Origin of the sequence: uncultured Anaerococcus sp. (assembly GCF_963510915.1) — a bacterium.
Taxonomy (GTDB): domain Bacteria; phylum Bacillota; class Clostridia; order Tissierellales; family Peptoniphilaceae; genus Anaerococcus.
Map to the genome: position 1 here is coordinate 1 of NZ_CAUPHG010000066.1, position 9,794 is coordinate 9,794.

The window sequence follows — 9,794 nt, forward strand, 5'->3', positions numbered from 1 at the left end:
AAACATATTCAAAGTCATGTTGTTGGAAATAAACTATAGTATCATAGTAGGTTTCAATCTCACTCCTGGTTTCCTTACCATTAAGACCAACAGGATTTATCATAAGACCACCATTTCTCCTATTTAATTCCCAGCTTTTTCCATTTCCAACATGATCAATAGTGGAACGCATCTTACTACCTGCATAGAGAATAACTCTATTAATATCATAATTTGCTAAGTTTGATAAAGCAAAATCTATTATCCTATATCTACCGCCGAATGGTAGCATATAATCTGGTCTAAATTTACATAATGGTCCATAATTTGATTCTTTAAAGTCTGAACTGTAAACTAATGCGACAATCCTTTCCATCCTATTCCTCCTCTATGCCTTCATTGCTGACTAGATAAACTTTTTCATCATTTTCTTTACCTATATCTTCGGTTAATTCCATATTTTCTGCAACAACTGCATTATATATTTTAACCCCTGATTTAACCTTAACTCCATTAAGCAAGACAGAATTATAAACTTCTGCTCCCTCTTCTACTTCTACTTCAGAAAAAAGTACGGAATGGTTTATCTTACCATCTATAACACAAGCTTCATTAACAAGGGTGTCTGTCAACTCGGCATTTTTACCAACTCTGTGTGGTGGTAAATTAAGTGATTTTGTATATATTTTCCAATTATCATCGTAAATTCCTAGTTCATTATTAGGATCAATCAAATCGAGATTTGCTTGCCAAAAACTTCTAACAGTTCCTACATCCTTCCAATATCCATCAAACTTATAAACGTAAAGAGGTGAACCTTGATTTAGCATTTTAGGAATAATGTCGTGACCAAAATCATTAGTTGATTCTTTATTTTCATAATCTTCGATTAATTCTTTTCTCAAAACCTTCCAATTAAATACATAAATTCCCATTGATGCAAGATTTGATTTAGGATTTTCAGGTTTCTCTTCAAATTCTACTATTTTATCATTTTCATCAGTATTCATAATACCAAATCTACTAGCTTCATCCCAATCAACTTCCATAACTGCTATAGTACAATCAGCTCCCTTTTGTTTGTGCACGTCAAGAAGCTCTCTATAGTCCATTTTATATATATGATCCCCAGAAAGAATAAGAACATACTCAGGATTAACTTCGTCTAAGTAATTAATGTTTTCGTAAATAGCTGAAGCAGTACCTTCAAACCACCTACCACCTTCTTCTGTATAATAAGGAGTAAGAATTCTTAACCCTCCAAAATTTCTATCATAATCCCATGCAGCACCAATACCGAGGTGTTCGTTAAGTAATTGTGGTTTATATTGGGTTAAAACGCCTATATCTTTAATCTCACTATTTGTAGAATTACTGAGGGCAAAATCTATAATACGATATTTTCCCCCAAATGGAACCACCGGTTTAGCCATTTCTCTTGTCAATGCTTTAAGTCTAGAACCTTGTCCACCTGCCAAAAGCATTGCTGCAGTGTTGTTTGCGTTTCTCATATACCCTCCTGTTTAATGAATAATAATTGTTTTCATATATATACCCAAAAAAGGAAATAATATTCTAGAAAACCTTTTCTTTATTTATATTTTATCATATCTACTCCTCTTTTGACAAGACTTATATAATTAGTATAATCTCTCTATATGGGGATGCCATGGTTTCGACGTGATTGAAGAGGCTTTGGCTGCAGGTCGTATATCAAAACGTAAATTGATAACTAAATATAAACGCAAACGAAAATAGCGAAGCAAACTTCGCACTAGCTGCCTAGTAATAGGACAAGCAATGAATATTAGGTCCGTCGCAGACTTAATATTTGTTTTATAATCAAGCGACAACCGATATATCAAAGCTTTGAGCTATATCGAGTAAGATGAAGCTAGCATAAAAACTTTTTGTAAGTTTTTGATTTTTTATGCGAAACTTTAAAACTTAATAAACTTGTAGATGCCTTTGGTGACGCTTTCACGGACAAGGGTTCGACTCCCTTCATCTCCACCAAACATATTGTAAACGTTGATTATTCAGCGTTTATTTTTTTAGGAGTACATAAAAAGTACTTATAATTTTATTATCAATCTTTTACATTTGAATATATTCATCTATTAGCTTATGTATTCATATAATATTAATCTCTTATTACCAGGATACTTTTAGTTAGCAGCCTTGATATAAGCAATCAATAAAGTAACATTCAGATTTTCTTATTCATAATTGCTAATATTAGATTTTTTAAACCTATATTGATTTATAAGAGATTTTTCAATCTTACAGATATAATTACATACCTCAAAAAATAAAAACGCTCTAAACTCAATTTAGAACGTCTTGTTTATCACATTTTAGCTTTTTATCTATCTAATTTTTAAAAATACCTTTTATAACCTTTTTATCTCTCTTTTCTCTTTGTAAAACTGTTTGCCAAACTGGATTAGCAATATTAGATGTTTGTACTTTAGGTTTTGAATAGTCATATGCACTAATATATTCTATATTGAATTGACTAGCTTCATAGTCTCTATAATCTTGAAAATCAGGATCATTCTTTATCTTTCTTAAAGCGGTATATTTTAGTTTTCTAACCTTATCCATAGGCTTATTTATTAGTACTCGTATTTTAGCAAGTGTTAATTCATAAAAGTATATGTACTTAATTACTTTGTACTCATCTTCACTTAGTATTGATTTAATCCTATCATTTAAGCATGAGTACATTATTTCTGATTCAATATCTATTCCCTCATCTTCAATTGTATCAATCAAATTTATATCTTCATCGACCGATTTTTTTATAGGTGTATCAAGAGATATTTCAGCCTTATATGTCAATTTATGATTGTTTATAGCATACAAACATTTTGTAGCATAGGTAGAAAACTCAAACCCTAAATTAGGATCATAATTTTCAACCGCTTTTATTAAGCATATAAAGGCTTCCTGTTCTAATTCTTCATATTCATTTGATTTAGGATTATAAAATTTATTTATTACTGGATATATAAGTTTTCGATTATGCAGCACAATCTTATTTCTTATATCAATATCCCTAGTTTTTTGATATTTTATAAATAATTCATCATTTGATTTATAATTTGCCATTTTACAATCTTATAACCTTTTGTATATTCTTTGTATATATTTATTTTAATTCTAAAATAACCCCAATAATTGCACAAAATCTGGGTTTTGTACAATAATTTAAACATTTCAAAATCAAAAACGACTAATTTAAGCCATTTTGTTCTTATGTATATTATACAATATTTTTAAGATTATGATAAGACTATTTATTAATTACAAGCTCGTATTTTGAGTTTTAAGACCTTTTATTTTTACAAGCATATATTTATATGTCTTTATCTTTATCATACGTCCTATAAAGTGAATATTGCTTGTAGATATAAATTAATCTCATAAGATAGCTTGGTATTTTCATAAACAGATTATATAAAAAACACACTAGTTTTTACTAAAGTGTTTGTGTTGTACTTATTAAATTTTACATTCCTGAATTGTTCATCATCTTTACTTCCCAATAACTCAATGAGTCGCCTGTTACAATATCTGGCCACTCTTCTTTTAAATAGTTAGCTGTTAATTGCCATTCTTTTTTATCTTCTTCACTTAAAGAGTTCCATTCGGCTTTTTCTTTTTCTGTTGTGAAAGTAATTTTTACATTATTCTGATTTTCCATATTTAACTCCATTAGTACATAAGAGATAATTCATAGGCTGTTGATCCTACGCAACCACCCATCATAATTTGTTCGGTGATTTCACCCGCTTTTAAGTCGGCTAAATGTCTTTCAAAATCTTCTCTTGTAGTCTCTTCGCCCTCGCCCTCAAAGTACTTATCTACTTCTTCATCACTAAGGCTAGGCCACAACTCCCTAAATTCTTTTATAACCTTATTTTTATAATCTTCATATTTTATCATTGAATACCCCTATAAGAATTAGACTAGTTTTTATTATAAAGCTTACCTGCAAGCTTATTCTTGCTTATATTATACTCCTTAATCTAGATTCAAATTTCTTAATTCGCTCTTGTAAAAAATAAATACACATAGACTCACTTAATGAGATTACGTCCATAATGATAAAAAAATATTATGTTATATTGATTATAATTACATAAGCATATAAAGATTAGAAATTGTAGACAATACCCTTTTATTAAACACGTCTTTGGCTATAACATCTTTACCTGTTAAATCCTCTTCTAAGCTTTTAAATTCAAGTAAAAATACTTCTTCGTTTTCATCTAGTTTTTTCTGAATTTCTTCGTCTAAATTAATTTTCATAATATCCAGGTATTTATTAATAACTGCTGATTTAAAATCATTATAACTATATTCTGATTTTCTCATAATATCCCCCAAGTACCTTATATAAATCACTAAAAATAATTATTGATCGAGTATCTTTTTCACAATAATTATACTCTTATCAAGTCTATATAAATATTATTAATCATCATTGACAATATTTAACAAAAATGTTCGATTTTGACGGTTTTTTCTACACTTTTTTAGTCGTTTTGAGTAAAAATGTTGATTTTCAACACGCTTTTTTACTCATTATTGATAAAATAAATACAAACTATTTTGATTTTATCGATTTTTTAAACACTTTTTTACTGATTACAAGCGATTTTGCTTGCTTAAAATACTTATAATTCATATGTTATTTACACTTTAAACGTTTTTTATACGCTTTTTTAGTCAATCTTTATCAAGGTATATCATAATTTTTAGCATAAAAAAGAGACCTGGTAAAGACCTCTAATTTAGTAACTAACTATATTTAATCTAATGTTATCATAAATTCAGCTTTCCCTGTATTAATCAAATTAGCAAATTTCATGAATTCATAATTTAATTTATGCAATGATAAACTCCAACTAAGCAATAAGCCATCAAGCAATTCATATGTTGAGTCTTTTGTGATCTCTCCATTACTTATTAATAAACCTTTATCAAAGTTTAATATCATCTTAGATAGGAAATTAATAGCTTGAAAATACATCATAACATCACTCATTTCATTATCTAGTGGACTTTCGAATACTTCAGCAAATTCATCTGTATCGTAAACAATATCAAGCTTATCAACTTCTTCAGTATCAATCGATTCATTTTTAATTTCATTTATAAGCGTTTTTTCATCTTTGATTTTTAGATTATAAAGTTTCTCTATCAAACTTTTTCCCTTTTCTAATAAATACACATCTGTTGTTTTTAATGATTTGCTACAAGAATTTGCTCCTAAGTGTTTCTCAATATCATGTAAATCATCTATTATCTCTTGTTCTTCTTTTAAGAATGTTATATCTTTTTCCTCTTTGCTACTACCTGTTTCAGCTTCAGTAACTGTTTCAGACTTATTGTCATGTTCCTTTTCCTTATCTTCTAAATCTTCTTCGTTATGATTCTCAGATGGTTTTAACATTTCATTGATTACTAAATTAATATTTTTTAAACTATCAATTTCAAAATATTCTGGATTATCATTAGCTACTTCTTTAAATCTCTTTAATCCTGATTGGTATCCATCATGAAAATAATTATATAATCTTTCTGTTTCTTTATCATAATTTGTTTTTATCATTTTAAAATCCTCTTTCTTTTTTTAATTTGATTTAAAGCGTTATTTGCTTCACTTTATTTTGAGTTTTAAGAGATTTTATATACCTAGCCTAGTATTTATACTAATAAATAGTTTAAATTTAAAATAGGCTATAAATATTAAAGAATTTAATATCTTTAAGGGTATAATATATCTATCCTAATAACTCTTATTCTTAGCTAGTGTTTTTTTGACTGCTAGCTTTTTTATTTATCTAAAACTTTTAACATTGCTTATCTCGTATAGATCCATTGCTTCATTCATCCTGTCGACTATTTGTTTAGGTGTCCTATTAGTTTCTGATTGTTCCCATTTTTGAAGTAATTCGCTCTTTTTATAATTTGTAGTTATAAATAATCTCTTATTTCCATCTATAACGCCATCAATGATTCTCTTAATTACTCCTAAATCCCAGTGGCCTTTTGTTGTTCCTAATTCATCAATAACTATAATATCATTCTTACAAATTCTTCTAATAACATCTTCCACTTCATCAGTAGTCATGTTGTTAAAAGTTTTTTTTACTTCCTCTAGAATTGTTTGTTCGGTTGCAAAATATACTTTTTTATCTTTTTCTTCTATAAGTTTTTTACAAGCTATAGCAATTAAACTTGTCTTTCCTATTCCGCAAGAACCCATTAGGCAAATACCTTTTCTCATTCTATCAAAGTTTTTTACATATCTAACTACCATCTCAACCATCGATTGATTTTCTTTGGTTATGGTTAAGTCAGAAAACTCTGCTTTTTTATACTTTTCTGGTATCATTGAATATTTTAATCCATTCTGCTGTTTATGGTATCTTAAATATGTTTCGTTAATTCTTTTTTGAAGTTCTCTTTCTTTTTCTGCTCGTAGCTTCTTAACTCTCTCTTCATCATATAAATCATCTATTCTCATATTTTAATCACATTCTTATCTTCATCTGCAAACCTATTAGATGCATTGTTACTGGCTCGATTGTCAATATTTTTTTCTTGCAAATATGATTCAAACTTATTTCCAAACAGAGTCTCTGGCCTTAAATATCTATTCATATCTGCACTTAATTTCCATTGCTGTGTCTTTGTATCAATAACTTTTTTAAAATCATCTAAGGTAAATCCCTCTTTGATCCTGGCATTAATTAAACTTTTAGTCTTTTGAGTAGTAGACTTATAATTTTTATCAGCTTTTTCATTAAGATAATTTATAACACAAATAATTATTTCTTCATTTTTCCCGTCTGCTCGACAATATATATTATTATTATTTATAGTATTAATACTTGTTATATTATCCGTGACATTTGAGACAGTACACTTTTGGACTCTAGAGACAGTACCCCCTGTCTCTCTAGACAGTACCCTAGTGTCTCTGTTGTCAGTATTGAAATAATTAATTCTAAGTTCCCTTTTAATTACTCTTTTTCTATCATCTGAATAAATTAGCTTTCTTGTTACATAAGATTTATTTTCTAACTCATTTATTGCCCTGATTATAGTTCTCTCTTTACAAGCGTGAATTTTTGCCAAATAAGAATTACTAGCAAAACATACACCTGATTTACTTGATAATGTTAAAATTGACCCAAATATTAGCTTTTGCTTATCTGTTAGGTTTTTATCGCTTAAAATCCTTATAGGCAATTTTGCATATGGTTCTATTTCTTGATTTATCTCTTCATTTTTTGTATTAGATTTTTGTTTATCATCATACACTAGCACCCCCTATTTCTTATTCATAAAGGCCTTAACTTCTTCTTCATCTAGCATATATCTTTCGCATAGATACTCGATAGGAATACGGCCTTGAACAGTTAAAAATCCCTTATCTTCTAGTTCGGTGTTTAAAGTTCTTATAACTTTATAACCCATTGATTTTGATACTTTTAAAATATCTTTTACATCATTCGCTCTTACAAACATTTAATCCTCCAACTTTACAATCTCTTTAGGATCAACATCTAAGGCTTTTGCTAGTTTGTTTACCATTTTTAATGTAGCATATCCTCGATCTAATATTGTCCCCAGCCATTGCCTTGAAGACTTCATTAAATCTGCTAATTCTGAAATATTTATGTCTTTTTCCAACATTAACATTTTGATTTTTATTGAATCGATTTTCATAATTCACCTCCAATGTAAATTAACTTAATTTTATTAATTATATAATAACTTAATATTATCAGCTTGTCAAGTAAATATTTTTGTTATATAATTAAGTTAAAATGAGGTGTATTATGTTAAATGAGAATATAAAAAAATATAGACAAATACTTGGATTAACTCAGAAACAATTAGCCGATATAGTCGGTATTTCTGGAGCTTTCATGTCTTTGATAGAACAAGGAAAAAATAATCCTAGTGAAGAAAATTTAAAAAAAATAGCTGAAGCATTAAATGTATCAGTTGAGGAATTAACTATTGAAGAATCTAACACACCAACTGAAGAGATATTAAATTTGCTTATTAAATTAACTGAAAATGAAATTATAGGTTGGTCGATATTAGATTATGGAGATGGTGATCGTGAAATATCTTCAAGAGTAAATGATGTTCTATATCACTTTTACTTTTATTCATTAGAAAACAATAATAATTGTTTAATGTTTAAAGGTGAGGAACTTTACCCAACCACTCCTAATGAACGTAAACTCTTTAAAAAGTTATATGATACAATAATGATTTATTGCAATATTAATAGTCAGATTTATAAAACTATAAGAGATCTTCAAAATCTTTTAAGCAATACAAACAAAGAATAATCATGCCTAGCTATAAAGATGAAAAAACAGGCCTTTGGTTTTGTAAATTCAATTATAGAGATTATAAGGGCAATATTAAGCAAAAAAAGAAGTCAGGATTTGAGAAAAGAAAAGAGGCACAAGCCTGGGAACGTGATTTTTTATTGGCTAGTCAAGGCCAACCAAACATGGCTTTTTCTGATTTTTTAGAGATTTACAAAAAAGATTGTTACCCACAAATGAGGTTAAGAAGTCAGCAAACAAAAAACAATCGACACAAAAAACTAATCAAATATTTTAGTGATATACCATTAGATGAGATAACTCCACTTGATATTAAAATGTGGCAAAACTCACTAATTAATGAAGATTTAGCTAGCTCTTATATTAAGATCCTACAAAATGAATTATCAGCAATTCTTAATCATGCTGTTAGATTTTATAACTTATCAGAAAATCCCGTAAAAAAAGCTGGCAAGGTTAAAATACCTGATGAAATTTCTGAACCTATGAGATTTTGGACTTTTGAGGAATTTAAAGAGGTTTATCAATACATAGATGATATAAAGGCTAAAACTGCAATAAATCTCTTGTACTGGACAGGAATCCGTAAAGGTGAATTACTGGCTCTTAAATGGTCTTGTATTGATTTAGATAATAAAACATTAAGGATTGAGTCATCTCTTCAAAGAATCAAGGGAGAAAACATTATAACCCCTACTAAAACATATGATACAAGAGTTTTAAGTCTACCTGATACAACAATAAAGATTTTGAGAGATTATAAAGATATGGTCTATAATCCTAGAGATAATGATCTTGTATTTGATTGGGAAAAAAGATTTATAGAAAACGGAATTAAAGAGGGAGTAAATAAAGCAAATGAAGAGATTAAGGAATATAACAAAACTCATGATCCTAAAAAAGCTTTAATAGAGAGAATCCACGTCCACGGTTTAAGGCACTCACACGCTAGTTATTTGATAAATCATAATGTTAATATAGTTTTAATCTCAAAGAGATTAGGACACAAAAAAACATCAATAACCCTGGATACCTATTCTCACTTTTTCCCATTGGCAGATGATGAAATGTTAGATATTATGAATAAGGATACAAAACTACTTCTATGAAAAAAAGTACATTTTGAGTACAAAAAAGGTACTAAAACACATAGAAATGGTATAAATTAGGATATATCAAAATATAGGAATGGCTTAATATCAACATAAAAGAAATAGAAATACAGTCTCTTTGACTCCCTTCATCTCCACCAAACACCTTTTAAACGTTGATTATTCAACGTTTTTTAATTGTCTTAGTATTTACTAATAACAACCATAAACTTATAATATATAAATTTTTGAGAATAAATTTAACAAAAAAACTCCCAAAATGACCTGAACCCGTAAACACGGAATAATTTAATAATATTTTAAGCGGAATGTA

12 protein-coding genes, 1 other RNA gene and 1 pseudogene are annotated in these 9,794 nt (G+C 28.3%); 3 read left to right on the forward strand and 11 right to left on the reverse strand.

Annotated features, from left to right (window positions below):
- Together RQ893_RS06425 and RQ893_RS06430 are read right to left on the reverse strand one after the other, a co-directional pair.
- Window positions 1-355: pseudogene (locus RQ893_RS06425) on the reverse strand (glucose-1-phosphate adenylyltransferase subunit GlgD); the annotation flags it as partial.
- Window position 356: 1 nt separating this feature from the next.
- Window positions 357-1,490: a glucose-1-phosphate adenylyltransferase gene (locus RQ893_RS06430; RefSeq protein WP_311482226.1), complete on the reverse strand. Its 1,134-nt coding sequence runs from the start codon at window positions 1,488-1,490 to the stop codon at window positions 357-359.
- A 149-nt stretch (window positions 1,491-1,639) separates the two neighbouring features.
- Here RQ893_RS06430 and ssrA point away from each other — a divergent pair.
- Window positions 1,640-1,995, forward strand: a transfer-messenger RNA (tmRNA) gene (gene ssrA, locus RQ893_RS06435).
- Window positions 1,996-2,352: 357 nt separating this feature from the next.
- Here ssrA and RQ893_RS06440 read toward each other — a convergent pair.
- The 9 genes from RQ893_RS06440 to RQ893_RS06480 all read right to left on the reverse strand — a co-directional run bounded on the left by RQ893_RS06440 (window position 2,353) and on the right by RQ893_RS06480 (window position 7,728).
- Window positions 2,353-3,093 (reverse strand): sigma-70 family RNA polymerase sigma factor, encoded by a 741-nt coding sequence (locus RQ893_RS06440; RefSeq protein WP_311482227.1) that lies wholly within the window; start codon window positions 3,091-3,093, stop codon window positions 2,353-2,355.
- A gap of 400 nt (window positions 3,094-3,493) precedes the next feature.
- Window positions 3,494-3,688 carry a hypothetical protein gene (locus RQ893_RS06445; protein WP_311482228.1) on the reverse strand — a complete coding sequence of 65 codons (195 nt, stop codon included), beginning with the start codon at window positions 3,686-3,688 and terminating at the stop codon, window positions 3,494-3,496.
- Window positions 3,689-3,699: 11 nt separating this feature from the next.
- Window positions 3,700-3,930: a hypothetical protein gene (locus RQ893_RS06450; protein WP_311482229.1), complete on the reverse strand. Its 231-nt coding sequence runs from the start codon at window positions 3,928-3,930 to the stop codon at window positions 3,700-3,702.
- A 192-nt stretch (window positions 3,931-4,122) separates the two neighbouring features.
- Window positions 4,123-4,362, reverse strand: coding sequence for a hypothetical protein (locus tag RQ893_RS06455; protein WP_311482230.1), 240 nt, complete (start codon window positions 4,360-4,362; stop codon window positions 4,123-4,125).
- A 436-nt stretch (window positions 4,363-4,798) separates the two neighbouring features.
- A complete protein-coding gene (locus RQ893_RS06460; RefSeq protein ID WP_311482231.1) occupies window positions 4,799-5,602 on the reverse strand; it encodes a hypothetical protein in 804 nt (267 codons plus the stop codon).
- A gap of 228 nt (window positions 5,603-5,830) precedes the next feature.
- Window positions 5,831-6,520, reverse strand: coding sequence for a DnaA ATPase domain-containing protein (locus RQ893_RS06465; RefSeq protein WP_311482232.1), 690 nt, complete (start codon window positions 6,518-6,520; stop codon window positions 5,831-5,833).
- On the reverse strand, window positions 6,517-7,320 hold the full coding sequence (locus RQ893_RS06470) for a conserved phage C-terminal domain-containing protein (RefSeq protein ID WP_311482233.1): 804 nt from the start codon (window positions 7,318-7,320) through the stop codon (window positions 6,517-6,519). The genes RQ893_RS06465 and RQ893_RS06470 overlap by 4 nt, the downstream gene beginning before the upstream one ends.
- Before the next feature lie 9 nt (window positions 7,321-7,329).
- Complete coding sequence (locus RQ893_RS06475) at window positions 7,330-7,527, reverse strand: LysR family transcriptional regulator (RefSeq protein ID WP_311482234.1); 198 nt, start codon at window positions 7,525-7,527, stop codon at window positions 7,330-7,332.
- The gene (locus RQ893_RS06480; RefSeq protein ID WP_311482235.1) at window positions 7,528-7,728 is read right to left on the reverse strand and encodes a helix-turn-helix transcriptional regulator; all 201 of its coding nucleotides are present in this window, start codon (window positions 7,726-7,728) and stop codon (window positions 7,528-7,530) included.
- Between the two features lie 113 nt (window positions 7,729-7,841).
- Here RQ893_RS06480 and RQ893_RS06485 point away from each other — a divergent pair, with 113 nt between their 5' ends.
- Both RQ893_RS06485 and RQ893_RS06490 read left to right on the forward strand, forming a co-directional pair.
- A complete protein-coding gene (locus RQ893_RS06485; RefSeq protein ID WP_311482236.1) occupies window positions 7,842-8,366 on the forward strand; it encodes a helix-turn-helix transcriptional regulator in 525 nt (174 codons plus the stop codon).
- 2 nt (window positions 8,367-8,368) lie between these two features.
- Window positions 8,369-9,478 carry a tyrosine-type recombinase/integrase gene (locus RQ893_RS06490; protein WP_311482237.1) on the forward strand — a complete coding sequence of 370 codons (1,110 nt, stop codon included), beginning with the start codon at window positions 8,369-8,371 and terminating at the stop codon, window positions 9,476-9,478.
- Window positions 9,479-9,794 lie beyond the last annotated feature (316 nt).

Bases quoted from the DNA above. Each gene is read 5' to 3' on its own strand.
- RQ893_RS06430 (WP_311482226.1), bottom strand. From the start codon at position 1,490: ATGAGAAACGCAAACAACACTGCAGCAATGCTTTTGGCAGGTGGACAA.
- RQ893_RS06440 (WP_311482227.1), bottom strand. From the start codon at position 3,093: ATGGCAAATTATAAATCAAATGATGAATTATTTATAAAATATCAAAAA.
- RQ893_RS06445 (WP_311482228.1), bottom strand. From the start codon at position 3,688: ATGGAAAATCAGAATAATGTAAAAATTACTTTCACAACAGAAAAAGAA.
- RQ893_RS06450 (WP_311482229.1), bottom strand. From the start codon at position 3,930: ATGATAAAATATGAAGATTATAAAAATAAGGTTATAAAAGAATTTAGG.
- RQ893_RS06455 (WP_311482230.1), bottom strand. From the start codon at position 4,362: ATGAGAAAATCAGAATATAGTTATAATGATTTTAAATCAGCAGTTATT.
- RQ893_RS06460 (WP_311482231.1), bottom strand. From the start codon at position 5,602: ATGATAAAAACAAATTATGATAAAGAAACAGAAAGATTATATAATTAT.
- RQ893_RS06465 (WP_311482232.1), bottom strand. From the start codon at position 6,520: ATGAGAATAGATGATTTATATGATGAAGAGAGAGTTAAGAAGCTACGA.
- RQ893_RS06475 (WP_311482234.1), bottom strand. From the start codon at position 7,527: ATGTTTGTAAGAGCGAATGATGTAAAAGATATTTTAAAAGTATCAAAA.
- RQ893_RS06480 (WP_311482235.1), bottom strand. From the start codon at position 7,728: ATGAAAATCGATTCAATAAAAATCAAAATGTTAATGTTGGAAAAAGAC.
- RQ893_RS06485 (WP_311482236.1), top strand. From the start codon at position 7,842: ATGTTAAATGAGAATATAAAAAAATATAGACAAATACTTGGATTAACT.
- RQ893_RS06490 (WP_311482237.1), top strand. From the start codon at position 8,369: ATGCCTAGCTATAAAGATGAAAAAACAGGCCTTTGGTTTTGTAAATTC.